At 74.0% G+C, this 25,191-nt stretch carries 24 protein-coding genes and 1 pseudogene; 12 read left to right on the top strand and 13 right to left on the bottom strand.

All coding sequences use genetic code 11. The annotated features are described in order from the left end of the window. Nucleotides 1–30 precede the first annotated feature (30 nt). The 3 genes from glyA to ET526_RS03055 are packed head-to-tail and all read right to left on the bottom strand — an operon-like array spanning nt 31 to nt 2,693. Nucleotides 31–1,335 carry a serine hydroxymethyltransferase gene (gene glyA, locus ET526_RS03065; protein WP_135466189.1) on the bottom strand — a complete coding sequence of 435 codons (1,305 nt, stop codon included), beginning with the start codon at nt 1,333–1,335 and terminating at the stop codon, nt 31–33. Continuing rightward, complete coding sequence (rpiB, locus tag ET526_RS03060) at nt 1,332–1,799, bottom strand: ribose 5-phosphate isomerase B (RefSeq protein WP_135466188.1); 468 nt, start codon at nt 1,797–1,799, stop codon at nt 1,332–1,334. Before rpiB ends, glyA begins: the two co-directional genes overlap by 4 nt. Nucleotides 1,800–1,844: 45 nt before the next feature. After that, entirely contained in the window at nt 1,845–2,693 is an 849-nt protein-coding gene (locus ET526_RS03055; protein ID WP_135466187.1) for a dienelactone hydrolase family protein, read from the bottom strand. A 216-nt stretch (nt 2,694–2,909) separates the two neighbouring features. Between ET526_RS03055 and ET526_RS03050 the strand changes: the two genes are divergently transcribed. Both ET526_RS03050 and rpoD read left to right on the top strand, forming a co-directional pair. Next, complete coding sequence (locus ET526_RS03050) at nt 2,910–3,917, top strand: cyclase family protein (RefSeq protein WP_135466186.1); 1,008 nt, start codon at nt 2,910–2,912, stop codon at nt 3,915–3,917. A 342-nt stretch (nt 3,918–4,259) separates the two neighbouring features. Then, entirely contained in the window at nt 4,260–6,110 is a 1,851-nt protein-coding gene (rpoD, locus tag ET526_RS03045) for an RNA polymerase sigma factor RpoD (RefSeq protein ID WP_135466185.1), read from the top strand. Nucleotides 6,111–6,164: 54 nt separating this feature from the next. Here rpoD and ET526_RS03040 read toward each other — a convergent pair whose 3' ends face one another. Continuing rightward, complete coding sequence (locus tag ET526_RS03040) at nt 6,165–7,835, bottom strand: NAD(P)/FAD-dependent oxidoreductase (protein ID WP_135466184.1); 1,671 nt, start codon at nt 7,833–7,835, stop codon at nt 6,165–6,167. Between the two features lie 323 nt (nt 7,836–8,158). Between ET526_RS03040 and ET526_RS03035 the strand changes: the two genes are divergently transcribed. Further along, nucleotides 8,159–8,908 (top strand): metal ABC transporter ATP-binding protein, encoded by a 750-nt coding sequence (locus ET526_RS03035; protein ID WP_135466183.1) that lies wholly within the window; start codon nt 8,159–8,161, stop codon nt 8,906–8,908. Beyond that, complete coding sequence (locus tag ET526_RS03030; RefSeq protein WP_456305106.1) at nt 8,854–9,765, top strand: metal ABC transporter permease; 912 nt, start codon at nt 8,854–8,856, stop codon at nt 9,763–9,765. Before ET526_RS03035 ends, ET526_RS03030 begins: the two co-directional genes overlap by 55 nt. Nucleotides 9,766–9,783: 18 nt before the next feature. On the opposite strand, the gene ET526_RS03025 is transcribed toward ET526_RS03030, so the two are convergent. Then, a complete protein-coding gene (locus ET526_RS03025; RefSeq protein ID WP_135466182.1) occupies nt 9,784–10,692 on the bottom strand; it encodes a DMT family transporter in 909 nt (302 codons plus the stop codon). A gap of 168 nt (nt 10,693–10,860) precedes the next feature. Here ET526_RS03025 and ET526_RS03020 point away from each other — a divergent pair, with 168 nt between their 5' ends. Both ET526_RS03020 and ET526_RS03015 read left to right on the top strand, forming a co-directional pair. Further along, the gene (locus ET526_RS03020) at nt 10,861–11,565 is read left to right on the top strand and encodes a cysteine hydrolase family protein (RefSeq protein WP_158295471.1); all 705 of its coding nucleotides are present in this window, start codon (nt 10,861–10,863) and stop codon (nt 11,563–11,565) included. Then, nucleotides 11,565–12,059: a CinA family protein gene (locus ET526_RS03015; RefSeq protein WP_135466180.1), complete on the top strand. Its 495-nt coding sequence runs from the start codon at nt 11,565–11,567 to the stop codon at nt 12,057–12,059. The genes ET526_RS03020 and ET526_RS03015 overlap by 1 nt, the downstream gene beginning before the upstream one ends. Here ET526_RS03015 and ET526_RS03010 read toward each other — a convergent pair. From ET526_RS03010 to ET526_RS03000, 3 genes are read right to left on the bottom strand one after another with little or no spacing between them, the layout of a single operon-like run. After that, the gene (locus tag ET526_RS03010) at nt 12,050–13,216 is read right to left on the bottom strand and encodes an acyl-CoA dehydrogenase family protein (protein ID WP_135466179.1); all 1,167 of its coding nucleotides are present in this window, start codon (nt 13,214–13,216) and stop codon (nt 12,050–12,052) included. The genes ET526_RS03015 and ET526_RS03010 overlap by 10 nt on opposite strands. Before the next feature lie 3 nt (nt 13,217–13,219). Further along, a complete protein-coding gene (locus ET526_RS03005; protein WP_135466178.1) occupies nt 13,220–13,993 on the bottom strand; it encodes an SDR family oxidoreductase in 774 nt (257 codons plus the stop codon). Between the two features lie 24 nt (nt 13,994–14,017). Continuing rightward, on the bottom strand, nt 14,018–15,556 hold the full coding sequence (locus tag ET526_RS03000) for an acetolactate synthase large subunit (protein WP_135466177.1): 1,539 nt from the start codon (nt 15,554–15,556) through the stop codon (nt 14,018–14,020). Between the two features lie 275 nt (nt 15,557–15,831). Here ET526_RS03000 and ET526_RS02995 point away from each other — a divergent pair, with 275 nt between their 5' ends. From ET526_RS02995 to ET526_RS02985, 3 genes are read left to right on the top strand one after another with little or no spacing between them, the layout of a single operon-like run. After that, a complete protein-coding gene (locus ET526_RS02995; RefSeq protein ID WP_135466176.1) occupies nt 15,832–16,869 on the top strand; it encodes an ABC transporter substrate-binding protein in 1,038 nt (345 codons plus the stop codon). Then, nucleotides 16,866–17,627: an ABC transporter ATP-binding protein gene (locus tag ET526_RS02990; protein WP_204623459.1), complete on the top strand. Its 762-nt coding sequence runs from the start codon at nt 16,866–16,868 to the stop codon at nt 17,625–17,627. Before ET526_RS02995 ends, ET526_RS02990 begins: the two co-directional genes overlap by 4 nt. Then, nucleotides 17,624–18,415 carry an ABC transporter permease gene (locus tag ET526_RS02985; RefSeq protein WP_135466174.1) on the top strand — a complete coding sequence of 264 codons (792 nt, stop codon included), beginning with the start codon at nt 17,624–17,626 and terminating at the stop codon, nt 18,413–18,415. Before ET526_RS02990 ends, ET526_RS02985 begins: the two co-directional genes overlap by 4 nt. Nucleotides 18,416–18,554: 139 nt before the next feature. Here ET526_RS02985 and ET526_RS02980 read toward each other — a convergent pair whose 3' ends face one another. The 5 genes and pseudogenes from ET526_RS02980 to ET526_RS02960 form a co-directional block, all read right to left on the bottom strand. Beyond that, nucleotides 18,555–19,886 (bottom strand): NAD(P)H-dependent oxidoreductase, encoded by a 1,332-nt coding sequence (locus ET526_RS02980; RefSeq protein WP_135466173.1) that lies wholly within the window; start codon nt 19,884–19,886, stop codon nt 18,555–18,557. Between the two features lie 199 nt (nt 19,887–20,085). Beyond that, nucleotides 20,086–20,987 (bottom strand): annotated as a pseudogene (locus ET526_RS21865) (Bug family tripartite tricarboxylate transporter substrate binding protein). Nucleotides 20,988–21,028: 41 nt separating this feature from the next. Continuing rightward, nucleotides 21,029–21,454 carry an aconitase X swivel domain-containing protein gene (locus ET526_RS02970; RefSeq protein ID WP_135466172.1) on the bottom strand — a complete coding sequence of 142 codons (426 nt, stop codon included), beginning with the start codon at nt 21,452–21,454 and terminating at the stop codon, nt 21,029–21,031. Next, nucleotides 21,451–22,701: an aconitase X gene (locus ET526_RS02965; RefSeq protein ID WP_135466171.1), complete on the bottom strand. Its 1,251-nt coding sequence runs from the start codon at nt 22,699–22,701 to the stop codon at nt 21,451–21,453. The genes ET526_RS02970 and ET526_RS02965 overlap by 4 nt, the downstream gene beginning before the upstream one ends. Before the next feature lie 71 nt (nt 22,702–22,772). After that, a complete protein-coding gene (locus tag ET526_RS02960; RefSeq protein WP_158295470.1) occupies nt 22,773–23,342 on the bottom strand; it encodes a BON domain-containing protein in 570 nt (189 codons plus the stop codon). 85 nt (nt 23,343–23,427) lie between these two features. Between ET526_RS02960 and fdhD the strand changes: the two genes are divergently transcribed. Genes fdhD through ET526_RS22310 form a run of 3 tightly spaced genes read left to right on the top strand, consistent with a single transcriptional unit; the run spans nt 23,428 to nt 25,123 of the window. Next, a complete protein-coding gene (gene fdhD / locus ET526_RS02955) occupies nt 23,428–24,327 on the top strand; it encodes a formate dehydrogenase accessory sulfurtransferase FdhD (protein ID WP_135466169.1) in 900 nt (299 codons plus the stop codon). Then, nucleotides 24,324–25,001, top strand: coding sequence for a molybdenum cofactor guanylyltransferase MobA (gene mobA, locus ET526_RS02950; RefSeq protein ID WP_275668628.1), 678 nt, complete (start codon nt 24,324–24,326; stop codon nt 24,999–25,001). Before fdhD ends, mobA begins: the two co-directional genes overlap by 4 nt. Then, a complete protein-coding gene (locus tag ET526_RS22310; RefSeq protein ID WP_275668627.1) occupies nt 24,998–25,123 on the top strand; it encodes a hypothetical protein in 126 nt (41 codons plus the stop codon). Before mobA ends, ET526_RS22310 begins: the two co-directional genes overlap by 4 nt. Nucleotides 25,124–25,191: the final 68 nt, after the last annotated feature.

Here is a 25,191-nt window from a genome sequence, read left to right as displayed (position 1 = left end):
CTGTTCCCTCCCCTCCCCGCCCCTCGGGGCTCAGCCCCGGTAAATCGGGAAGCGGCGGCAGAGGTCGAGGACGCGAGCCCTCACCCCCTCCTCCGCCGCCGTGTTGCCCTCGGCGGCGTTGGCGCGGGCGAGCCCGTCCAGCACCTCCCCGATCAGCGCCCCGACCTCGCGGAACTCCGCCTCGCCGAAGCCGCGGGTGGTCGCTGCCGGCGTGCCGAGGCGGATGCCGGAGGTGACCATCGGCTTCTCCGGGTCGAAGGGAATGGCGTTCTTGTTGCAGGTGAGGTGAGCGCGGTTCAGCGCCCCCTCCGCTGCCTTGCCGGTGACCCGCTTCGGCCGCAGGTCCACGAGCAGCAGGTGGTTGTCCGTCCCCCCGGTGACGAGGTCGAGCCCCTGGGCGCGCAGCGCCTCGGCCAGCGCGCGGGCGTTGGCGACCACCTGGCGGGCATAGGCGCGGAATTCGGGGCGCAGCGCCTCGCCGAAGGCGACCGCCTTGGCGGCGATCACATGCATCAGGGGCCCGCCCTGCAGGCCCGGGAAGACCGCGGAGTTGATGCGCTTCGCCAGCGCCTCGTCGTCGGTCAGGATCATGCCGCCGCGCGGGCCGCGCAGGGTCTTGTGCGTGGTGGTGGTGACCACGTGGGCGTGCGGGAAGGGAGAGGGGTGCGCGCCGCCGGCGACGAGGCCGGCGAAATGCGCCATGTCCACCATGAAGAAGGCGCCGACCTCGTCGGCGATGGCGCGGAAGCGGGCGAAGTCCCAGTGCCTCGCATAGGCGCTGCCGCCGGCGATGATCAGCTTCGGCCGGCTCTCCCGCGCGATGCGGGCCACCTCCTCCATGTCGATCCTCTGGTCCTCGCGCCGCACCGTGTAGGGCACGGGGCGGAACCACTTGCCGGAGAGGTTGGCGAGCGAGCCGTGCGTCAGGTGCCCGCCGGCGGCGAGGTCGAGGCCCATGAAGGAATCGCCGGGCTGCAGCAGGGCGAGGAACACCGCCTGGTTGGCCTGCGCGCCGGAATGCGGCTGGACGTTGGCGAAGCCGCAGCCGAACAGGCGGCAGGCGCGCTCGATCGCCAGCCGCTCCGCCACGTCCACGAACTCGCAGCCGCCGTAGTAGCGTCGCCCCGGATAGCCCTCGGCGTACTTGTTGGTCAGCACGCTCCCCTGCGCCTCCAGCACGGCGCGGGAGACGATGTTCTCGGAGGCGATCAGCTCGATTCCGTCCTGCTGGCGGGCCAGCTCCCGCCCGATGGCGTCGGCGATCTCGGGATCGGCCTCGGCGAGGGGGGCGGCGAAGAAGCCGTCCCCGGCGGGGCGGGCGGCGATGTCGTTCACGGCGTGGCTCCTCCCGCCTGCGGCGGCGTCAGCTTGGCGAGGCGCCGGTCGTGCCGGCCGCCCTCATATGGCGTGGCGAGGAAGGCGCGCAGCGCGTCCAGCGCCACCTCCGGCCCGGTGAGCCGGGCGCCGAAGGCGGCGATGTTGGCGTCGTTGTGCGCGCGGGTGAGGCGCGCCTCGGTGCTGTCGTGCAGCACGGCGGCGCGGATCGCGGGGTGGCGGTTGGCGGCGATGGCCATGCCGATGCCGCTGCCGCAGACCAGCACGCCGAAGCGGGCGCGGCCCCCGGCCACGGCCTCCGCCACGCGGTGGGCGTAGTCCGGGTAGTCCACGCTCTCGGGCGCGTCGGTGCCGAAGTCGAGCAGGCGGTGGCCCTCGGCCGCCAGCGCCTCGGCCAGCACGCGCTTGAGCGGCAGGCCGGCGTGGTCGCTCCCGATGGCGATGGTCAGGGGGGTGGTCTCCATGGCGCTGCACTACCATGGAAGGTGGGGCGCCGGAACGCCGCGCCCCTATTCCTTGTGCGCCGGCGCGCCGTGCCGGGCGAGGAAGGCCGGCACCCGCCGCAGCGCGTCCTGCCGCGCCGCCGGGTCCGTCCCCATCCGCGCGACACCCCCGGGCGCCTGGGCGAGGCCGCGCAGTTCCCTGAGCGGCATTCCCGGCTGGTCGAAGCCATGATGCGCGCCGGGATAGGCGATGACCGTCACCCCCGCCCCCGCCCGCGCCGCCAGGTCCCGGCAGGGGGCGCTGGGCGTCCATTCGTCCGCCTCGCCGAGCAGCATCAGCACCGGCACGGCCGGGCGCCATTCCGGCAGCGCCTGCCCCGCGCGCCGGCAGCCGGGGTAGAGAGCGACGGCGGCGCGGATCAGCCCCGGCGGCACGGGCGCCCCGGCCGCCGCCAGCGCCGTGCTGGCGCCGTGCGACCATCCGAGCAGGAACACGCCCGCCCCCGGCGCCGCCCAGGGCTGCGCCGCGGCCCAGGCGGCGGCGGCGAGGGCGTCCTCCCGCCGCAGGGTCTCGGGGCGGAGGCCGCGCTCGCCGCCGCGGCAGGTTTCCGCCACGCCGCGGCTGCCGAAGCTGTCCGGGAACAGCACGGGGTGGCCGCGCGCCGCGAGGCGTGCCGCCCAGTCCCGCTCCCGCGGCGGCAGGCGCGGCTCCGCCGCGGGGCCTCCCAGCCCGGCGCAGCCATGCAGCGCGACGACCGGAATGCCCGGCCGGCCATCCTCCGGGAGCACCAGCAGGCCGCGCAACGTCACGCCCCCCGGCCCCGGCAGGAGGACCGCCTCCGCCGCCCGCGGCGGTGCGGCCGGCAGGAGGAGCGGAAGCAGCAGCGCGGCGAGGCGGAGGAGGCGTCCGGTCATCCCCCCGCCCTACCGCGCCCCGCGCCCGCGCGGAACCTCCGGCCTCGCGGCATTCGGCGAGAAGTGGAAAGGGCCGCGCCCCGCGCCCGCGCGGAACCTCCCGCGCCTCGCACGCGCGGCCTGCGCAATGTTGATCGCCGCCGCGCGCCCCGCTCGGCCAGGATCGCCGCCGCGGCGGCCCCCCCTCGCGGCGGCCGGCCTGCGGGAGGAAGACCCATGCACACGCTATCCCGACGGCATCTCCTGGGCGGCATCTGCGGCGGCTGCGCGGCGGTGCAGCTCGGCCTCCGGGCGACCCCGGCGCAGGCGCAGCAGGCAGCACCCGCGGGCGCGGCGGCCGCGGGCCAGCAGAACTGGTTCCCCTCCCGCTGGGGGCCGCAGGACGAGATCGGCGCCGCCAACCTGCTGACGCCGCAGAAGGTGCAGCAGGCCGCGCAACTCGTCCGCGAGGGCCGGACCTGGCGCATGGGCATCGTCGTCGGGCGCGACACGCCCGCCTACCCGCCGCGCAACCTCGCCGTCACCATCCTGATGCCGAACCAGTATGGCGGCGCCGTCGTCCCCTCCGAGAACCGGGTAAGCTATGTGGACGACATGATCACCGGCTGGCTCGGCGTCGGCACCCAGATAGACGGGCTCGCCCATCTCGGCATCGACAACGTCTTCTACAACGGCAACCGCGCCGGCGACTTCGTCCGGGTCACCGGCGTGACCAAGCTCGGCATCGAGAAGATCCCGCCCATCGTCACCCGCGGCGTGCTGATCGACCTGGCGCGGTTCAGGAACAAGCCCCGGCTCGAGGGCGGCGAGCTGGTGACCGCCGAGGAGCTGCGCACCGCCATGCAGCAGCAGAACGTGCAGGTGACGCCGGGCGACGTGGTGGTGCTGCACACCGGCTGGCTCTCCGTGCTCGACGAGGACGCGCAGCGCTTCGGCGCCGAGGAGCCGGGCATAGACGGCGAGGGCGCCGCCTTCCTCGCCTCGCTGCAGCCGGTGGCGGTGGGCGCCGACACCTGGGGCGTGGAGGCGGTGCCGTTCCGCAACCCCTCCGTGCTGTGGGAAGGGCATCAAGTGCTGCTCGCGCGCAACGGCATCTACATCCTCGAGAACCTGGATACGCGCGGGCTGGTCCGCGACGGGGTGACGGAGTTCATGTTCGTGCTCGGTCAGCCCCTCTACCGCGGCGCGGTGCAGGCGATCATCAACCCTGTGGCGATAAGGTGATCTGCTGATCCTCCCTTGCGCAAGACAGGCGGCGCCGGACGGCGCGCGGCGCCGCCTCCGTCCGAGCCGGCACAGCCTCCGTGGGCGCGCAACGGAGGGTTGCCAGGATTTGGGGTGTTAGCCGGAACCAGGATTTCCTATATCGGCGATCGCCCCGAGGGGGGCACCTTCCTGACCCGGAGCCGTCCGGCCCTGAGGCCTGCCGCGCAAGCGTGCGGGTTGGCCGGCGTTGCGGAGGGCGGGGCCGGGTGCCGGGGCAGCATGGATGGAGGGACCGGACCGGGCCCGCGGCGCCGCCGCGGCCCGGCAGGTCCGCATTGATAAAGAGTGAGCAGGGCGCACATGGACGGAATGGTCGGGTACAGGGAGGCGGTTCGCGGTGAGGCGGAGGACGGCATGCCGTTCGACGCGCGCTCCAGGGCTCTGTCGGAGCTCCTCGCGCGCGGGAACGCGCGCGGCCACGTGACCCGTTCGGAGTTCGACTCCCTGCTGCCGCCGGGCCTGACCCCGACGGAGGAGATCGAGGAGGCCGAGGCCGTCCTCGAGGAGGCGGGGATCGCGGTGGTCGAGGATGCCGCCGAGGAGGGCGAGGCCCAGCCCGGCGCGCCGGCCCCGGTGCAGGTGGCGGCGGGCACCGCCGACCCGGACGAGGTGGAGAGCGTGCGCACCGACGACCCGGTGCGCATGTTCCTGCGCGACATGGGCGCCGCCGAGCCGCTGACGCGCGAGGGGGAGATCGCGGTCGCGCAGCGCATCGAGGCGGGGCGCGAGGCGATGCTGGCGGGCCTGTGCGAGAGCCCGGCCACCTTCGTCGCGATCGCCGCTTGGCGCGAGGCGATCGCGGCCAGCCGCCTGCCGCTGCGCGAGGTGATCGAGATCGAGGCCGCCGCCGCCGCCGCCGACGCCGCGCCGGCCGAGCCGGTCGAGGAGGGGGCCGAGGCGGCCGAGGCACCGCACGCGACGCTCGAGGAGCGGCTGAAGCCGGAGACGCTGGCCGGGCTCGACGCCCTGCTGGCGACCGGGGAGCGTCTGCGCGCCCTGCCGCTGGAGGCCACCGCCGAGCGCGCCGCGGAGCGGCGCGGCGCGGCGGAGCTGATCCGCACCCTGCGCCTGCGCGAGGCGCGGATCGAGGAGCTGGTCGGCCGGCTGCGCGAGGCCAACCGCCGCCTCGCCCCGATCGAGGGCCGCGCGCTGCGCCTGGCGCAGGCCGCGGGCGTGGCGCGCGAGCAGTTCCTGCAGCTCTGGGACGCCAGCGCGGAGGGCGCGCAGCGCGTGCGGCAGGCCGCCGCCGCGGTGCGGCCGCGCGGCCAGGGCTCCGTCGCCCGCCAGGCCGCGGCGCTCAGGGCGCTGGACGAGGGGATGGACGAGATCCTGGCCGAGGCCGAGCGCCTGACCGCCGACACCGGCCTGCCGCCCGCCCGCCTCAAGCGCGTGCATGCCGAGGTGGTGCGCGGCGAGCGCGACATGCGCCGCGCCAAGGAGGAGCTGACGCGCGCCAACCTGCGCCTGGTCGTGCATATAGCCAAGCGCTACCGCAATCGCGGGCTGATGTTCGGCGACCTGATCCAGGAGGGCAACATCGGCCTGATGCGCGCGGTGGACAAGTTCGACTGGCGCCGCGGCTTCAAATTCGCGACCTACGCCACCTGGTGGGTGCGCCAGGCGATCACCCGCGCCATCGCCGACCAGGCGCGCACCATCCGCGTGCCGGTGCACATGGCCGAGACGGCGGGCAAGATCGCCCGCGTCGGGCGGCGCCTGCAGCAGGAGAGCGGCCGCGAGCCGACGCCGGAGGAGCTGGCCTCGCGCCTCGGCATGCCGATCGAGAAGGTGCGCGCCGTGCAGCGCCTGGCGCGCGAGCCGGTCAGCCTGGAGACGCCGATCGGCGAGGACGGCGATGCCGAGCTCGGCGACCTGATCGAGGACCGGGACGCGGTGATGCCCTTCGACGCCGTGGCGCGGTCCTCCCTGCGCGAGCAGGCGGCGCGGATGCTCGCCGGCCTCTCCCCGCGCGAGGAGCGCATCCTGCGCATGCGCTTCGGCATCGGCATGCCGAGCGACCACACGCTGGAGGAGGTCGGCCGCACCTTCGGCGTGACGCGCGAGCGCATCCGCCAGATCGAGGCGAAGGCGCTGCGCAAGCTGCAGAACGGCAGCCGCGGCCGGGCGCTCAGGAGCTTCCTCAGCGACTGACCGCCAGCCCACCCCGAGGCCGGGGCCCGGATGCCGCGCGCATCCGGGCCTTCCCTATCCGTAGGCCAGCGCCACCCCGGCGCCTCGGCTCATCATCTCCCGCGGCACCTCCTGCCCCGTCAGGTGCAGCGCCAGCGCCTCCGCCACCCGGATGCCGTCCACTGCGGCGGAGAGGATGCCGCCGGCATAGCCCGCCCCCTCCCCGGCCGGATACAGGCCGCGCGTGTTGACGCTCTGGAAGTCGGGGCCGCGGCGGATCCGCACCGGGCTGCTGGTGCGCGTCTCGACGCCGGTCATCACCGCATCCGCGCGCGCGAAGCCCGGGATCTGCCGGTCGAAGGCGAGGATCGCCCGGCGCATCGCCGCCACCGCGTAGTCGGGCAGGCAGGCTGCGAGGTCGGCCGGCGTCACGCCGGGGCGGTAGCTCGGCACCACCTCGCCGAGATCCGTGCTCGCCCGCCCGGCCAGGAAGTCGCCGACGCGCTGCGCCGGGGCGCGGTAGCCGCCTCCGCCCGCCGCGAAGGCCGCGCTCTCCCAGCGGCGCTGGAAGGCGATGCCGGCCAGCACGTCGCCCGGATAGTCCGCGGGCGAGATGCCGACGACGAGGCCGGCATTGGCGTTGCGCTCGGCGCGCGAATACTGGCTCATGCCGTTGGTGACGACGCGTCCGGGCTCGCTCGTCGCCGCCACCACCGTCCCGCCCGGGCACATGCAGAAGCTGTAGACGCCGCGCCCGTCCGCATCGTGGTGCACCAGCTTGTAGTCCGCCGCGCCGAGCAGGGGGTGGCCGGCGTTCGGGCCGAAGCGCGCGCGGTCGATCATGCCCTGCGGGTGCTCGATGCGCACGCCGATGGAGAAGGGCTTGGGCTCCAGGAACACGCCGCGGTCGCGCAGCATGGCGAAGGTGTCGCGCGCCGAATGGCCGACGGCGAGGATCACCCGGTCGGCGGCGATGACCTCGCCATCGGCGAGCGCCACGCCGCGCACATGGCGGGTGCCGGAGGCGTCCTCCTCCACCAGCAGGTCGGTGACCCTGGCGCCGAAGCGGTATTCCCCGCCCAGCCGCTCGATCGTCTCGCGCAGCCCCTCCACCACCGTCACCAGGCGGAAGGTGCCGACATGCGGCCTGGAGACGAAGAGGATCTCCTCCGGCGCGCCGCAGCGCACGAACTCCGTCAGCACCTTGCGGCCGTAATGCCGCGGATCCTTGATGCCGGAATAGAGCTTGCCGTCGGAGAACAGCCCCGCGCCGCCCTCCCCGAACTGCACGTTGCTCTCCGGCTCGAGCACGCCGCGCCGCCACAGGCCCCAGGTGTCCTTGGTGCGCTCGCGCACGATCTTCCCGCGCTCGAGCAGGAGCGGGCGGAAGCCCATCTCGGCCAGGATCAGCGCCGCCATCAGCCCGCAGGGGCCGCAGCCGATCACCACCGGGCGGCGCGCCAGCCCCTCCGGGGCGCGGGCAACGTGGCGGTAGCGCGTGTCGGGGGCGGGGGAGAGGTGGCGGTCGCCGGCGTGGCGCCGCAGCACCGCCGCCTCGTTCCGCAGCGCGAGGTCGAGCGTGTAGACCAGCATGATCGCGCGAGGGTTGCGCGCGTCGTGGCCGCGGCGGAAGACGGTGAGGCCGAGCAGGTCCTCGTCGCGCAGGCCGAGGCGGCGCAGCACGGCGGCGCGCAGCGCCTCGGGCGGATGGTCCAGCGGCAGGCGAAGCTCGGTCAGGCGCAACATGCGGGCAGAGGTTCCAGCGGGGGGCAGTAGAGCAGATCGCGGACGGCCGGAACCGGCCGGGAGCATGAATCTGCTCCGCCAACCAAGGCCGGGACGGATCGCGGGCGGCCGGAAGCGCGACTCTGCTCCGCCCACCAGAGCCGGGGCACCGCGGGAACCGGCACGCTGTGCTTGCCGATCGGCAGCCAGATGTTATGTCATAACATCATGCGCCTTCCCTGGTCCGACCCCCTCGCCCTGTCCGCCGGCGCCGGCGCGCGGCTCGCCCTGGCGGCCGCCCTCGCTGTCCTGCTCTGGCTCGGCGTGTTCTGGGCGATGCAGCCGTGACGGCGCCGGAGATCCGCCTCGCCGACCTGACCGTCTCCCATGAGCGGCGGCCGGCGGTGCACCACGTCTCCGGCCGCTTCGCCCCGGGCAGCCTGACCGCCGTGGTGGGGCCGAACGGCGCCGGCAAGACCACGCTGCTGCGCGCCATTGCCGGGCTGCACCCCCCGGCGGAAGGACGGGTGGAGACGGGGGGCGCGCGCATTGCCCTGCTGCCGCAGCAGGCGGCGCTGGACCGCGGCTTTCCCGTTTCCTGCCTCGACGTGGTGCTGTTCGGCCTGTGGGTCGAGGCCGGCCCGTTCCGCGCCCTGCCGCGCGACGGCCGGGCGCGCGCCGTGGCGGCGCTGGAGGCGGTGGGGCTCTCGGGCTTCGGGCGGCGGCCGATCGGCAGCCTCTCCGCGGGGCAGTTCCAGCGCGTGCTGTTCGCCCGGCTGCTGCTGCAGGACGCGCCGGTGATCCTGCTCGACGAGCCCTTCAACGCCGTGGATGCCCGCACCGCCGCCGACCTGCTCGCGGTGGTGCGCCGCTGGCACGGCGAGCGGCGGACGGTGATCGCCGTGCTGCACGACCTCGACCTGGTGCGGCGCGAATTCCCCGAGACGCTGCTGCTGGCGCGGGACTGCCTGGGCTGGGGGCCGACCGCGGAGGTGCTGACCGCGGCCAACCGCCTGCGCGCGCGCATGATGGCGGAGGCCTGGGCCGAGGAGGCGGTGCCCTGCGCGCGCGGCGCCGTGCGGGACGCCGCCTGATCCTGCTCGACCCCTTCCTGGAATTCGGCTTCCTCCGCCGCGCCCTGATCGGCTGCCTGGCGCTGTCGGTGGCGGCGCCGCCGCTCGGCGTGTTCCTGGTGCTGCGGCGCATGAGCCTGACCGCGGACGTGCTGGCGCACGGCATCCTGCCCGGCGTCGCCCTCGCCTTCCTGATCGCCGGCCTCTCCGTACCGGCGCTCGCCGCCGGCGGGCTGGTGGCGGGGCTGGTGGTGGCGGTGGGCGCGGGGGCGCTGTCGCGCGCCACGGGCGGGCGGGAGGACGCCTCCTTCGCCGCGCTCTACTTGGTGGCGCTGGCGCTCGGGGTGGCGCTGGTCTCCTGGGGCGGCGGGGCGGTGGAGCTGAACCGGATCCTGTTCGGCTCGGCGCTCGGGGTGGACGACGCGGCGCTGCTGCTGATGGCGGGCACCGCCACCCTCACCCTGGCGGTGCTGGCCTTCGCCTGGCGCCCGCTGGTGCTGGAATGCTTCGACCCCGGCTACGGCCGCAGCGTCGGCGCCCATGGCGCGCTGTGGCATCTCGGCTTCATGGCGCTTCTGGTGCTGAACCTGCTCGCCGCCTTCCAGGCCCTCGGCACGCTGATGGCGGTGGGGCTGATGATGCTGCCGGCCATCGCGGCGCGGCACTGGGCGCGGCAGGTGGGGGGCATGGTCTATGCCGCGGTGGCGATCGCCGCCACCGCCTCGGTGGCCGGGCTGCTGCTGTCCTACCACGCGGACATGCCGACCGGGCCGGCGGTGGTGCTCTCGGCCGGCCTCGCCTGGGCCGGCTCGGTCCTGGCCGGGCCGGTGGACGGGCTGCTGCCGCGCCTCCTGCGCCGGCGCCACCTGACGGGGTGAGCCGGCCACGGCACGGCGTCAGCGCCCCCGCCCTCTTCCCCCCGCCGCGGTCAGGGCGATGTACACGCCGGCGGCGACGATGATGCCGGCCCCGGTCCAGGTGTGCGCGTCCGGGAACAGGCCGGAGACGACGTAGCCCACCAGCACCGAGCCGATGATCTGCCAGTACTGGAAGGGGGAGAGCACGTTGGCCTGCGCATAGGTCATCGCCCGCGCGACGCAGTAGTGCCCTGCCGCGCCGAGCAGGCCGAGCGAGCAGAACAGCAGCGTGTCCACCACGCTCTCCGGCGCCTTCCAGAAGAACGGCACCACCGCCGTCATCACCAGCGCGCCGATCAGCCCGCTGTAGACCACCGACGTCTCCGGCCGGTCCGTGCCGGCGACGCCGCGGGTGTAGATCTGGTAGAGCGAATAGGCCATGGCGCTGCCCATGATGAGCAGCGTCGCGGGGTGGAAGACGTCGCTGCCCGGCCGGATCACCACCACCACGCCGACGAAGCCGATCAGCACGGCGACCAGGCGGGAGGGCTGGATGCGCTCCCCCAGCATCGGCCAGGCCAGCAGCGTGACGAAGAACGGCGCCATCAGGCTGATGCAGGCCGCCTGTGCCAGCGGGATGTGCTTGACGCCGAAGAAGAACAGCGTGGTCGAGGCCAGCAGCAGCATGGAGCGCGCGAACTGCGCCCCCGGCCTGACGGTGTGCAGGATGCGCAGCCCGTTGCGCGGCAGCAGCAGGATCAGCACGATCAGCAGGTGGCCGGCGGTGCGCGCCCAGATGATCTGCTCCGAGGGGTAGGTCCGGCTCAGCACCTGCACCAGCCCGTTCATCACCGGGAACAGCGTGCTCGCGGTGCACATCAGCAGCACGCCGATCAGGATGCGGGTGTCGAACCGCCCGGGCGGCGCGGCTGGAACGGGGGAGGTCACGCCGCGGCCGTGCGCGGGCGACCGCCATGCGAGGCATCGCCGCCGATGCCCCCGGCAGGGCGCTGGTGCAGGGTGTGGGACATGCGATTCCAGGGCTGGTCCCCGGGCAGTCTGCCGGGCCGAGGCGGCGAATCAACCCCCTTGCCGCGCCGGCCATGCGGCGGTGTGATGGCGGCCGTCCGCAAGGAGGCCGAGGTGCAGAGATCCTACGCGGGAGCCGACCCCTTCGCCCTGACCCGCTTCGAGCTGGCGCCGGGCCGCGTCGCGCTCGTCGTTATCGACATGCAGAACGACTTCCTGCACGAGAGCGGGTGGTACGCCCGGCAGGGCATCGATATCGCCCACATGCGGGCCGCGATCACCCCGACCGCGGCGCTGGTGGCCGAGGCGCGGGCCCACGGCGTGCCGGTGATCTGGACCCGCCACGGCTTCCGGGACCTGCGCGACGCCGGCATCCTCGCCCGCCACCGCCCCTTCTTCGCCGAGGGCGGGCTGCGCCCGGGAAGCTGGGGCTACGAGGTGCTGGAGGAATGCGGCGCCCGGCCGGACGACTGGTTCGTCGAGAAGCAGCGACTCTCCGCCTTCTTCGCCACCAACCTGGAACTGGTGCTGCGCGCGCTGCGGGCGGAGACGGTGCTGTTCTGCGGCGTGCTGACCAACCAGTGCGTCGCCGCCACCTCCAAGGATGCGAGCTTCCGGGATTTCCAGCCGATCGTGGTGCGCGAGGCCACCGGCACCACCCTGCCCCACCTGCACGATCCGGCGCTGGAGATGATGGCGGTCGGCTGGGCCGAGGTGCGCAGCCTTGCGGATACCGTCGCGGCGCTGCGCGCGCTGCCGCTGGTCAACGAGCCGGCGGGAGGGCTTGCCTGATGCGGACGCTGCTGCCGATCGCCGGTCGTGCCGCCGCGCTGCTGAAGGCGCGGGGCGAGACGGTTGCCGTCGCCGAATCCTCGGCCGGCGGGCTGGTCTCGGCGGCGCTGCTCGCCGTGCCGGGCGCCTCGGCCTATTTCCAGGGCGGCGTCGTGGTGTACACGCGCGCGGCGCGGGAGCGGCTGCTCGGCATCCCGGCCGCCGCGCTGGACGGCGTGCCGCCCTCCTCCGAGCCCTATGCGGCGCTGCTCGCGCGCGGGGTGCGGGAACGCCTCGGCACCACCTGGGGCCTTGGCGAGACCGGCGCCGCCGGCCCCACCGGCAACCGCTACGGCCACGCCGCGGGCCATGCCTGCCTCGCCGTCGCAGGGCCGGTGGAGCGGGCGCTGACGCTGGAGACCGCCAGCCCCGACCGCGAGGCCAACATGCGGGAGTTCGCCGCCACCCTGCTGCGGATGCTCGTGGAGGCGCTGGAGACCGCTCCTCAGAAGTAGCCGAGGCCCATGATGCCGTCGGGGCCGGGATCCTCGCCGGCGAGCCTGCGCCCGATCAGGTCGCGCAGCGTCTCCGAGGCGCCGCCGCCGAGCGAGCCGTAGCGCGCGCCGCGGTAGAGGCGCGAGACGGGGTACTCGTCGGTGAAGCCGAAGCCGCCATGGAGCTGCACCGCCTCCGAGGTGACGCGGATCGCCATCTCGTTGCAGAACACCTTGGCGGTGGCGGCGAGGAACGGGTCCGGGAAGGGGTCGGCGGTCCAGCAGGCGCGCCAGAGCAGGCCGCGCGCCGCCTCGATGTCCTTGTACATGTCGGCGAGCTTCCAGCGTACGCCCTGGAAGTCCGCGATCGGCCGGCCGAAGATCGGGCGCTCGCGCGTGTAGCGCACCGCCTCGTCGAAGGCGCCCTCGGCGAGGCCGAGGCTGATCGCGGGGTTCAGGCAGCGCTGGGTGTTGAAGGCGGAGAGCAGGCGGCGGAAGCCGTCCTCCCGGATCACCAGGGTCTCGATCGGCAGCTCCACGTCGTTGAACTGCACCTCGTGCAGGTTCTCCCCGCCCATGGTGTGGAAGCGCCCCGTGACCGCGAGGCCGGGCGTGCCGCGCTCGACCAGGACGCAGCCGATGCCCTCCCGCCCCGGCCTGCCGTCGATCCGCGTGAAGACCACGAACATCCCCGCCTCCTCGGCGCGGGAGATCAGGGTCTTGGTGCCGTTCAGCACCAGGCGGTCGCCGCGGATCACGGCGTTGGTGCGGTAATTCGCCACATCCGTGCCGGCATGCGGCTCCGTCATGCAGATGGCGAGGATGCACTCGCCGCGCACCACCGCGGGCAGGATGCGGCCGCGGATGGATTCGGGCGCGTACCGCGCGATGACGCGGGTCTGCACGCCGGCCTCGCCCAGCACCGCCATCGCCGTAGGGTAGCAGACCTTGGCGATCTCCTCGAGGATCAGCGCCGTCTCGAACACCGGCAGGCCGAGGCCGCCATACTCCTCCGGCACGCTCATCCCGAGCACGCCGAGGCCCGCGAGGTCGCGGATGTTGTCCCAGGGGAAGGTGCCGTCCATCCAGCGCAACGCGCGCTCGCGGAAGCGGGTCTGGGCCAGTTCGCGCACCGGGGCGATCAGCGCGCGCTGCTGGTCGGTAAGCCGGAATTCCACGGCTCAGCCCCGGAACTGCGCCCCGGCATCCACCTCCAGCGTGGTGCCGGAAAGGTAGCCGCCGCGCGGGCTGGCGCAGAACACGGCGAGATCGGCGATCTCCTCCGGCTTCGCGGCGCGGCCGAGCGGCAGGTTGGCGAGCATCTCCTGCCAGCGCCCCTCGTCGCCGAAGCGGGTCCTGGCGCGGCTCTTCGACAGCTCGATGATGCGGTCGGTCATGGTGGCGCCCGGCGCGATGCCGACCACCCGCACCCCCTTGTCGGGGCTGCGCCCGCCGAGCGCGGCGGTGAAGGCGATCAGCGCCGCGTTGCCCGCCGCGCCGCAGATGTAGTCGGCGCGCGGGGTGCGACCGGCCATGCCGATGATGTTGACGATCACCCCCGCGCCGCGCGCCTCCATCGCCGGCAGGTAGAGCTGCGTCAGATGGATGTAGCCGAACACCTTCAACGCCCAGGCCTGCTGCCAGCGCGCCAGGTCGATGTCGTGGACCGTGCCGCCCGGGATGGCGCCGGCGTTGTTCACCAGGATGTCGATCTCCGGATGCGCCGCCTTCAGCCCCTCCCGCGCCCCCGGATCGGAAAGGTCGGCGGCATGAACCGCGACGGCGACGTTGTGCCGCGCGCGGATCGCCTCCGCCGCCTGCTCCAGCGCCGCCGCGTTGCGGGAGGCGAGGACGAGGTCGCACCCCTCCCGCGCGAAGGCCATGCCGCAGGCGAGGCCGATGCCCTTCGACCCGCCGGTGACCAGCACCCGCCTGCCGGCGATCTCCATTTCCATGGCGTTCCCTCCCCTCGCGGGTGGTCAGATCAGCAGCTCGATCAGGAACGGCCCCGGCCGTGCGAAGGACTGCGCCATCAGGTCGGCGCAGCGGTCCAGCGTGTCGGCCTGCGCCGCTTCCACGCCCATGCCGTTCGCAAGCTGCACCCAGCCGATGTCGGGATTGCCGAGATCCATCATGTCGAGCGCCGTGCGGCCGGGATTGGCGCCGACGTTGCGGTACTCGCCGAGCAGGATCTGGTACTTGCGGTTGGAGAGCAGCAGCGTCGTCACCGGCAGCCTCTCCCGCGCCTGGGTCCAGAGCGCCTGCACCGTGTACATGGCCGAGCCGTCGGCCTGCAGGCCGACCACCCGCCGCCCGCCGACCGCCACGGCGGCGCCGGTCGCGACGCAGGGGCCGTAGCCGATGGCGCCGCCGCAATTCTGCAGCCAGTCATGCGGCGGCGCGGCGTTGGTGAGCGGGAAGAAGCCGCGGCCGTAGGTGACGCTCTCATCCACCACCACCGCGCCCTCCGGCATCAGCGCGGCCAGGGTCTGCGCCAGCCCCTCGGGCGAGAGGGCGCCGCGCGCCGGCTCCGGCCGCGCACCGGGGTCGGGGATGTCCGCGCGCGGCGCGCCGAGCTCCTCGGCCAGGGCGGCGAGGGCCTGCTCCGCGTCCTGCTCGAAGCGGGTCAGCACATGCACCTCGGCGGCGGGCGGGTAGAGCCGGCTCGGCTTGCCGGGATAGCCGAAGAAGCCGACCGGCGCCTTGGCGTTGACCAGGATCAGGTGCTCCACCCAGCCCAGCGCCTGGGCCGCCTGCTCCACCACATAGGGCACGCGGTCGAGCGCCAGGCGACCGCGGCCGCGCTGGATGCGGCCGTTGGAGCCCTCGGCCATCAGCCTCGCGCCGGTGGCGGCGGCGATGCGGTGCGCCTGGCGCTGCGCCCCTTCGCGCAGCCCGAGGCCGCCGAGCAGGATCAGCACGTTGCGCTTCTCGCGCAGCACCCGCGCCGCCTGGCGGATGGCATGCGGGTCGGCCTGCGGCACCGCCGGCACGGGCAGCGGCTGCGCCACCACGCCGCCCTCGTTCCAGGAGGCGTCGGAGGGCAGGATCAGCGTCGCCACCTGGCCGGGAGAGGTGCGCGCGGCCTGCACCGCCACGGCGGCGTCGGCGCCCACATCCTCGGCGCGGGTCGAGGTGCGGACGAAGGCGGAGGCGCCGCGCGCCCAGCCCTCGGTGTCGGCGGTCAGCGGCGCGTCGTAGGGGCGGTGATACACCGCCTGGTCGCCGACGATGTTGACGATGCCGCTCCGCGCGCGGCGGGCGTTGTGCAGGTTGGCGAGGCCGTTGGCGAGGCCCGGGCCGCAATGCAGCAGGGTGCAGGCGGGCTTCTCCGCCATGCGCCAGTAGCCGTCGGCGGCGCCGGTGACGATGTTCTCCTGCAGGCCGAGGATGCAGCGCATGCCCGGGATGCGGTCCAGCGCGGCGACGAAATGCATCTCGCTGGTGCCGGGGTTGGTGAAGCAGACGTCAACGCCGCTTCCCAGCAGGGTATGGACCAGGCTTTCGGCTCCGTTCACGGCGTCTCTTCCCCTTTCCGGCAAGCGCCCGCCGCCGCCCTCGGATGGGGTGCGGGGCGGGCAGAGAGGGGTGCAGGGTGCGCGGGACCGGCCGCGGCCGCAAGATGTCCTGCCATCGGGTCCTGTCTCAGTTCGCCCTCGGCCGCCGCAGAAGACTGCGGTGCAATCGGGCGAACTGAGACACTGGGGGCCATTGGCGCTTGCGCCCCCCCGCAGGCGTGCCACCCTGTCGCGCCGGCCGGGCGGTGGCGCCGCCGGCGGAGAGGGGGGATTGCATGACCGTCCAGCGCTTCATCGTCTCGCGCCGCGCGGCGCTCGGGCTGCTCGGCGCCGGCGCGCCGCTGCTCGTGGCGGCCCCCGGCCCGGCGCGGGCGCAGCCCAGGCTCGACCGCGTGAGCTTCGTGACGAACTGGCGCGCCCAGGCCGAGCATGGCGGCTTCTACCAGGCGCAGGCCGCCGGCCTCTACCGCGAGGCGGGGCTGGAGGTGGAGCTCCGCTCCGGCGGGCCGCAGATCAACCCGGCGCAGCTCCTGGTTGGCGGGCGGGTGGACATGTCCATGGGCAACGGCCTGACGGCGCTCAACTTCGTGCGCGAGGCCATGCCCTTCCTCTGCATTGCCGCGATCTTCCAGAAGGACCCGGTGGTGCTGATCGGCCACCCCGGCACCGGGCTGACGGGCTTCGAGGCGCTCAGGGGCCGCACCATCCTGATCAGCGCCGAGCCGCGGGTGACCTGGTGGCCCTTCGTGCGCGAGAAGTTCGGCCTCTCCGACGACCAGGTGCGGCCCTACACCTTCAACCTGCAGCCCTTCCTGGCCGACCGCCGGATCGTGCAGCAGGGCTATCTCGGCAGCGAGCCCTTCTCCATCCGCCAGCAGGGGATCGAGCCGGTGCTGCTGCTGGTGCACGACGCCGGCTTCGAGAATTACGGCACCACCATCAACGTCGGCGCCCGCACGCTGGCCGAGCGGCGCGAGGTGATCCAGCGCTTCGTGGACGCCACGCTGCGGGGCTGGGACCAGTACCTGAAGGGGCCCGCGGGCGGCTTCGACACGGCGGGCGCCAACCGCCTGATCCGGGAGCAGAACCCGGAGATGACGGAGGAGCTGATCGCCTTCGGCACGCGCATGATGAACGAGCAGGGCATCGTCCGCTCCGGCGACGCGGCGACGCTCGGCATCGGCGCCATGACCGAGGAACGCTGGGGGCGCTTCCACGATTCGGTCGCCGCGGTCGGCGTGCTGCCGAGGGATCTTGACTGGCGCCGCGCCTTCGACCTCTCGCTGGTCAACAGGGGCATCGGCCGGGCGTGACGGCGGCGGCGCCGCTCGTCTCGCTCGGCGGCGTCGCCCGGCGCTTCGGCAACGGCACCCTGGCGCTCGCCGGCCTGGACCTCGCGATCGAGGCGGGGGAGTTCCTCTCCATCCTCGGCCCCTCGGGCTGCGGCAAGTCCACCCTGCTGCGGTTGCTGGCCGGGCTGCTGGCCCCGAGCGAGGGGCGGATCGACTGGCCGCGCGGCCATCCCGGCCGCCGCGGCATCGGCTTCGTGTTCCAGGACCCGACGCTGATGCCCTGGGCGGATGCGCTCGCCAATGCGCGCCTGCCGCTGCGCCTCGCCGGCCTGCCGCGGGCGGAGCAGGAGGCGCGGGGGCGGGCGGCGCTCGCCGCGGTCGGCCTCGCGGGGTTCGAGCGCGCCTATCCGCGCGAGCTCTCGGGAGGGATGCGCATGCGCGTTTCCCTCGCCCGCGCCCTGGTCACCCGCCCTGCCCTGCTGCTGATGGACGAGCCCTTCGCCGCGCTCGACGAGATCACCCGCCACCGGCTGAACGACGAGCTGCTGGCGCTCTGGCAAGGCAGCGGCATGACGGTGGTGTTCGTCACCCATTCGGTGTTCGAGAGCGTCTACCTCGCCACCCGCATCGTGGTGATGGCGGCGCGGCCGGGCCGGGTCGCCGCCGTGCTGCCGGTCGCGGCGCCGATGCCGCGCCCGCCCGGCTTCCGCACCTCCGCCGCCTATGCCGCGCTGTGCCGCGAGGCGAGCGCGGCGCTGGAACGGGCCATGGCGGCATGAGCGCGGCGCCGCGCCTGCTCCTCTGGCTGCTGCCGGCGCTGACCGGCCTTGCCGTGCTCGCGGGGTGGGAGGCGCTGGTGCGGCATTTCGCGGTGCCGCCCTACGTCCTTCCCGGCCCGGTGGCGGTCGCCCGCGCGCTGGCCGAGGACTGGCCGCTGCTCTCCGCCTCGCTGCTGGCGACGCTGCGCATCGCGCTGCTCGCGCTGCTGGCGGCGGTGACGGTGGGCGGGCTGCTCGCCGTGCTGTTCGCGCAGTCGCGCTGGGTGGAGCGCGCCCTCTTCCCCTATGCGGTGGTGCTGCAGGTGACGCCGATCGTCGCCATCGCGCCGCTGATCCTGATCTGGGTGGACGACGTCACCCTGGCGCTGCTGCTCTGCGCCTGGATCGTCGCCTTCTTCCCGATCCTGTCCAACACCGTGCTCGGCCTCAACAGCGCCGACCGCAACCTGGAGGAGCTGTTCCGCCTCTACGGCGCCACGCGCTGGCAGGCGCTGTGGCTGCTGCGCCTGCCCGCCGCGCTGCCCTTCTTCCTGGCCGGGCTGCGCGTGGCCGGGGGGCTCTCGCTGATCGGCGCGGTGGTGGCGGAGTTCGTCGCCGGCGCCGGCGGCACGGGATCGGGCCTCGCCTTCCGCATCCTGGAGGCCGGCTACCAGCTCCGCATCCCGCGCATGTTCGCCGCGCTGGCGCTGATCAGCGCCTGCGGCATCGCCATCTTCGCCGCGCTCGGCCTGGTGCAGCACCTGCTGCTGCGCCGCTGGCACGAGAGCGCGCTCGGGCGCGAGGGGTAGGACGCTTGCCGTCCGGCCCAGCTCGCGACAAACGCTCCCCTCGTTGATCGTACGAGCATCCTCATCCGTTCAGGCGGGTCCCCTGGACGGGATCCGCTCCGGGGCCATGCCCGCGCAGTCGGCGCCAGGGTGCCTCGCGCTACAGCGCCGGCGCCGGCGCCACATTGGCGCGGCTGCGGCCCGGCAGCGGGAACAGCGCGTCCTGCTCGGCGCGCAGCCGGTCCACCAGCCGGCCCGGCGGCAGCTCGACATCGTCATAGGTCAGCACCGCATCCTTCGCCACGGCGCGGCGCAACCGGCAGCCTTCGGCCACGCCCATGGGCAGCAGGCGCGCGGCGCGGGCGGCGGGATAGGTCTCGCACTGGCCGTAGGTGTGGTAGCCCCCCAGCCCATCCAGCACCGTGCCCGCGGCGAGGTCGGTCTTGGCCGTCGCCACCACCTCGACGCGCGGCCCGTCCAGCGGCTGGATCACGGGGTCGCCGCACAGCACCACGCGCGCGACGGAGAGCGGCACCTCGAAATGGCAGAGGTGGTAGGGGGTGTAGAAGCTGTAGAGTGGCCCCTCCCCCAGCTTGTACAGGTTCAGGTAGTGGCGCTGCTTCGGGTCGTCATGCGCGGCCAGCACATAGACCCCCGGCCCCGGCCTGGCGCCCACGACGTAGTCCACGATGCCGCCATGCGCGCGCAGCATCCCGATGTCGTACACCCTCGTCAGCTCGTCCACATGGCCGGCGTGGTCGAGGCCGAGCATGCCGCGCTTCGCGATGCCCATCCCGGTGGCGTTGGCGACGATCGCCTGCTCGAAGCTGATCTTGGTGCCGTCGGCGAAGCTGGTGACCATGTGCGGGTCCTGGCCCCATTTCGCCGCGAAGCCGGCCTGCGTCGTCGGCGTGCGGTAGGGGTCCTGCAGGCCCTTGATGTTGCCGCAGACCAGCGGCGTCAGGCCGATGGAGCGCACGAAGCGGTACAGGTTCATCTGCACGCCCGGCTGGTCGCCGTCGCTGCCGGAGAGGATCACGCCGGCGCGGTCGGCGTGGCGCTTCAGCACCGGGCCCACCGTGCCGTCCACCTCCGCGTTCATGGTGACCACATGCTTGCCGTGGCGGATCGCGGCCATGATGACCTGCGCGCCGAACTCCACCGCCCCGGTCACCTCCACCAGGCAGTCGATCCCCTCGGCGGCGCAGAGCAGCGCCGGGTCGCCGGTGACGGCCGGTACGCCGGCGCGGATGCAGTCCTCGAGGGCGGCGACGCTGCCGACCTCCCGCACCTCCTCCCGCCCCGCCTCGGCATAGGCGCGGATGGCGCGCGGCGGGGTGCGGTTGGCGATGGCGACCAGCCGCATCCCCGGCACCGAGTTGACGATCTGGTTGGCGATGCCGCGCGCCATGAAGCCTGCGCCCACCATGCCGACCCGCACCGGCCTGCCCTCGGCCTCCCGCTGCCGCAGCAGCCTGTCCACGATGATCATGCCATCTCCGTCCCTGGCGCAGGCCGAGCCCGCCGATGCCTTCCTCTACCGTCCCGGGGAGATCGCTTGGAGGCCCGAAGGCGTGAGGCGCGGTCATCTGCCCGTGTGCGGAAGGAATCGCCGGGCGGCGCCCTCATGCCGGCGGCCGCGTTCGCCACGCCGCCCCCATCACGGCCGGCCGCGATGGGATCCCGGCAGGTCAGTCCGCGCTGGCGCCGGAGACCCGGACCGCCTCGCCCCATCGCCGCCGCTCCTGGTCCAGGAAGGCGGCCAGCTCCTCTCCCTGCAGCAGCATCGGGCTGATGCCGAGCCGCGCCAGCCCCTCCCGCCAGTCCGGCCGCTGCGCGATCCGCGCTATCTCGGCGGCGAGGCGCGCCGCCGCCGCCTCGGGTATCGCCCGCGGCGCCACGACGGCCCACCACGCCACCATCTCGTGCCCGGAGACGCCGGCCTCGGCCATGGTGGGCACCTCGGGCAGGGCGGGGCTGCGCGCCGGAGCGGAAACCGCGAGTGCCCGCACCCTGCCTGCCTGGATCTGGCCGAGCGGAGACTGGACGGGGTCGAACATTGCCGGGATGTGGCCCGCTGCCAGGTCCTGCACCGCGGGGGCGCTGCCGCGATAGGGCACATGGGTCAGCGCGGCTCCGGTGCGGATACGGAACATCTCGCCCGCCAGATGGCCGGGCGTTCCGGCGCCGGCTGCGCCCGGGTCCAGGCCACGAACTCGGCCACCCCGCGCACCGGGACGGCGGCGTTCACCACCAGCGCCACCGGCGCCCCGGCCACCACCGCGAGGGGACGAAAGTCGCGCTCCGGGTCGAAGGGCAGGGTGCGGTAGAGTGCTTGGTTCACCGCCAGCACGCCGACATTGGAGAGCAGCAGCGTATGACCGTCGGGCGGCGCCTTCGCCACCGCGTCCGCGCCCACATTGCCCCCCGCGCCACCGCGATTGTCCACCACCACCGGCTGGCCGAGCGCCTCGCCGAGGCGCTGCGCCAGCGGGCGGGCCACGAGGTCGGTGGGGCCACCGGGCGGAAAGGGCACCACCAGACGCAGCGGGCGCTCGGGCCCCCAGCCCTCGGCGCGGAGCGCGGGCGCCATCGCCAGGCCACCCGCCGCCAGGAGCAGCGCGCGACGGGCGGTCACGGCGCCCTCCGCAGCAGTTCCACCTCCCGCCGCGCCGGGTCCACCCGCACCCAGTCGCCGGTGCGCAGCACCGCGCGCGGATCCTCCGACCAGCCCTCGGTGATCGGGATGCCGGCGAGGATCGCGCCCTGCACCATCACCGGGTTGGTGACGCCGAAGCAGAAGGCGCGCGGGGCGATGCCCTTGGCCCTGATGTCGTTGAAGGCCCAGCCCGCGGCGATGCCGCCCTTCGCCGTGGGGAAGAAGCAGATGCGGTCCTTGATGCTCATCCCTTCCAGCCGGTGCCCCGGCTTGGTGATCAGGCCGCTCCAGCGGTCGAGGTCGTAGCGGGGGGAGAACCCCTCCTCGGAGACCAGCGCCTCCCCCTCCACCACCGGGCCGAAGGCGCGGTCGAGGCGGATCACGTGCAGGGGCGCGCTCATCGCAGCGCCCCCGTGCAGGCGATCTCCACGCAGTCGGCGGTGCGGCGCAGGATGGTGCGGAAGCGGTGGGCGCCGATGATGTTCACGATCTTGGCGCTGTTGCTGACCATGTTGCGCCATCCTTCCCGCTCCCGCATCGGCGAGAGGTTCTGCAGGATGTAGAAGCACACCCCCTCCAGCACCGCCACGCCCGCCTCCTCCAGCGGCGCCAGGTAGCCGAGCTTCCGCGCCGCGCTGAGCACGCCGTTGCTCGAGGTGACGAAGACGCTGGTGCCGCGCGCCACGCGCCGCCCGGCGAACAGCGCCGACAGGTGCTTGATCTCGAACAGCGAGAGCTGCGGGCCGGAGAACACCACCAGCCGCGCATCGCCCTCGCCGAGGTCGTAGCCGCGATACACCGCCTCGATCGCCGCGTCGTCCACCGCCATGCGCTCGGCGCCCTCGGGCACCGCGCCGCCGAAGGCCGCTTCCACCGAGGGCGCCTCGGGCGTCACCCCCACCATGTGGAACATCCCCATGGAGCCGTAGGAGGCGAGCGCGCAGCCGAGATGCTTGAGCTCGTCGGCAAGCGGTGGCCGGCGCAGCCCGATGAAGACCGGCACCGCGTAGTAGCTCTGGTGGCTCTCGCCCACGATCCTGCCCACCGCGCCCCAGTCGGCGAGGTCGCCGAGCGTGGCGCCGGAGAGGTCCACGAGGAAGGAGCCACGCCGGTGCGCCTCCAGGTGGAAGCCGTATTCCGGCGTGCGGCCGGTGATGGCGGCGGCGAGCGCGGCGGGGCCGCTCTCGAAATTGGTGCGCGCCCCGAAGACGCTGTTGGCGTAGATGCAGGTGCCGGTGTCGCCCCAGGCGACGCGCTCGCCGAGATGCGGCTGGTAGAGCGTCTGGTAGTTGATGCAGGTATCGGTGGTGAGGATGTCCATCGCCTGCAGCGTGGCGATCACCTGCCGTTCCTTGGCGCATTCGCCCGGATCCTGGCCGAGGCGGTCCGCCCAGGCGAAATCCACGCAGCGGGCGTTGGTGGTGATCGGGATGCGCGCGCGGGCGCCGAGCGCCTGCATCTCGCGCAGGAAGCCGAGGCCGGCATCGCCCAGCACCTCGATGTCGCCCATCATGTGGGCGTTGGTGACCGGCACCAGGCGCCGCGCGCCGAAGAAGCGCCCGACCTCGACCTGATAGGCCAAGGCGCGGCGCACCGCCTCGCCCTCGGCCCCGTCCAGCATGCGCCGTTCCCGCGCGCTCAGCTCCACGCCGTTCCTCCCGCTCCTCGTTGCGGGAAGGCTAGACCCTGGGCGCCCGGAAGGGAACCGGCCGGCGCGGTTCAGCCGGCCGTGGGGCCGCGGCGGGCGCGGCCGGAGGGAAGCCGCAGCACCAGGCCGGGCTGCACCTCCCTCGCTCCCGCGAGCATCGGGGCGTTGGCCTCGCGGATCAGCAGGGCCTCGGTGGTGGAGCCGAAATGCCGCCGGGCGATGTCGTCCAGCGTCTCCCCCGGCTGCACGGTGTGGAAGAGGCTGCCGGCCGGACCGAAGGCGGTGCCGGGCTCGGGGCGGGCGCGGTGCACCTCCGCCTCGCCGGCGTTCAGGTTGGCCGCGCCCGTCGGCAGGTGGGCCAGGCCGCCGAAGGCCTCCAGCAGGCCGGAGCGCTTCGCCGGCACCATCCGGTCCTCCACGCGCTCAACCCCCCGCACATTGCCGGCAGCGAGGACGATGCGCTCCTGCGTCGCCTCGTCGGGCACCTCCCCTTCCAGCACCACCCGCCCCTCCTCGCAGGCGATGCGCAGCGCCGAGGCAGGCAGGCCGAACCGTTCGAGACGCGCGGCGATGGCCTCGGCGGTCGGGCCGCCCTCCTGCGGCGGCTCGCCCGCCTCGATGGGGAAGTGGTAGGTCGGCATGGAAACCCCTTCTGCAACCGCGCAGGCGCAACGCCCGCCGCCTGCGACGGTTGCGCCGGTCCGCCGCGCGCCCAACCTTTCCGCCATGGAAGAGACGCTCCTGGTCCAGCCCGACCCCGCCGATCCGCGCCTCACCCGCCGCGTCGCCGGCCTCGACCACACCGGTGCGCGGGTGGAGACCAGCGTCACCGTGGAGCGGCCGCTGACGCTGTTCCTGAACGGGCAGGAGATCGTCACCATGATGACGATCCTCGACCGGCCGGAGGATCTCGCGCTCGGCTACCTGCTGAACCAGGGGATGCTGCGCCGGGACGACAAGGTGACGGGCGTCGAGTACGACGAGGACCTCGCAGTGGTGGTGGTGCGCACCGAGCGCCGCACCGACTACGAGGAGAAGCTGAAGAAGAAGACCCTCACCAGCGGCTGCGCCCAGGGCACCGCCTTCGGCGACCTGATGGAGGATTTCGCGGCGGCCCAGCTTCCCGTGTCGGCCGAGATACGGACATCGTGGCTCTACCGGCTGCTGCACCGGATCAACACCCTGCCCAGCCTCTACCTGGAGGCCGGCGCGATCCATGGCTGCGCCCTCTGCGTGCGGGACCGGCCGCTCGTCTACATGGAGGATGTCGGCCGGCACAACGCGGTGGACAAGATCGCGGGCTGGATGTTCCGCCACGGCGAGCAGCCGGAGGACAAGATCTTCTACACCACCGGCCGCCTGACCTCGGAGATGGTGATCAAGACTGTCCGCATGGGCATTCCCATCCTGGTCTCGCGCTCCGGCTTCACCGCCTGGGGGGTGGAGCTGGCGCGGCAGGCGAACCTCACGCTGATCGGCCGCTGCAAGGGCAAGCGCTTCATCGCACTGGCCGGCGAGGCGCGCATCGTCTTCGACGCCGACCTCGCCTATGTCCCGGAGGAGAGCGCGAAGCACTGGCGCAAGAACTCGCGCGAGGCCACGGGCGTGGCGGAGGAGGGTGCGTGAGGCGCGCCGACACGCTGGCGGTGGTCCTTGCCGGCGGCCTGGCCCGCCGCATGGGCGGGGGCGACAAGCCGCTGCGCCTGCTCGCCGGCCGCCCGCTGCTCGATCACGTGCTCGCCCGCGCCGCGCCGCAGGTGGCCGCGGTGGTGCTGAACGCCAATGGCGATCCCGCCCGCTTCGCCGCCTATGGCCTGCCCGTGGTGCCGGACGGGCTGCCGGACCACCCGGGGCCCCTCGCCGGCGTGCTGGCGGCGCTCGACTGGGCGGCGGCGCACCGCCCGGACCTGCCCTGGGTGCTGTCCCTGCCCGGCGATTGCCCCTTCCTGCCCCGCGACCTCGCCGCACGCCTGCACGAGGCGCGGGCGCGCGAGGGGGCGCCACTCGCCTGCGCCCGGTCCGGCGGCCAGGCGCACCCGCCGGTCGGCCTCTGGCCCGTGGCGCTGCGCGAGGCGCTGCGCGCGGCGCTGCTGGGGGGCGAGCGCAAGATAGACCGCTGGACGGCGCGGCACGGCATCGCCCATGCCGACTGGCCGGCCGGCCCCTGCGACCCCTTCTTCAACGCCAACGCGCCGGAGGATCTGGCGGAGGCCGAGCGCCTCCTCGCCCAGGGCTTGCAGGACGGCCGCCCGCCACCCATACGCTTGCTGGAACCAAACGCAGGGAGAACGCCGCCGTGAAGGCGATCCTCACCGGCATCCTGGCCGCGATCGCCATCGCCGCCATCGCCGCCCTGGTCCTGGACACCCAGGTGCAGCGCACCGCCGAGCAGCGCTTCGTCACCGAGGGCGTGCGCCTCTGATCCGGCGGCGCTGGCGACATCGTTTCCGCCCGCCGCGTGGCCGGCCATAGCCATGCCGCATTGCTCGC

Source organism: Crenalkalicoccus roseus (genome assembly GCF_004761865.1).
GTDB lineage: Bacteria > Pseudomonadota > Alphaproteobacteria > Acetobacterales > Acetobacteraceae > Crenalkalicoccus > Crenalkalicoccus roseus.
The sequence above is the reverse complement of the archived record's forward strand: the minus strand, read 5'-3'. Positions and strand labels throughout refer to the sequence as shown.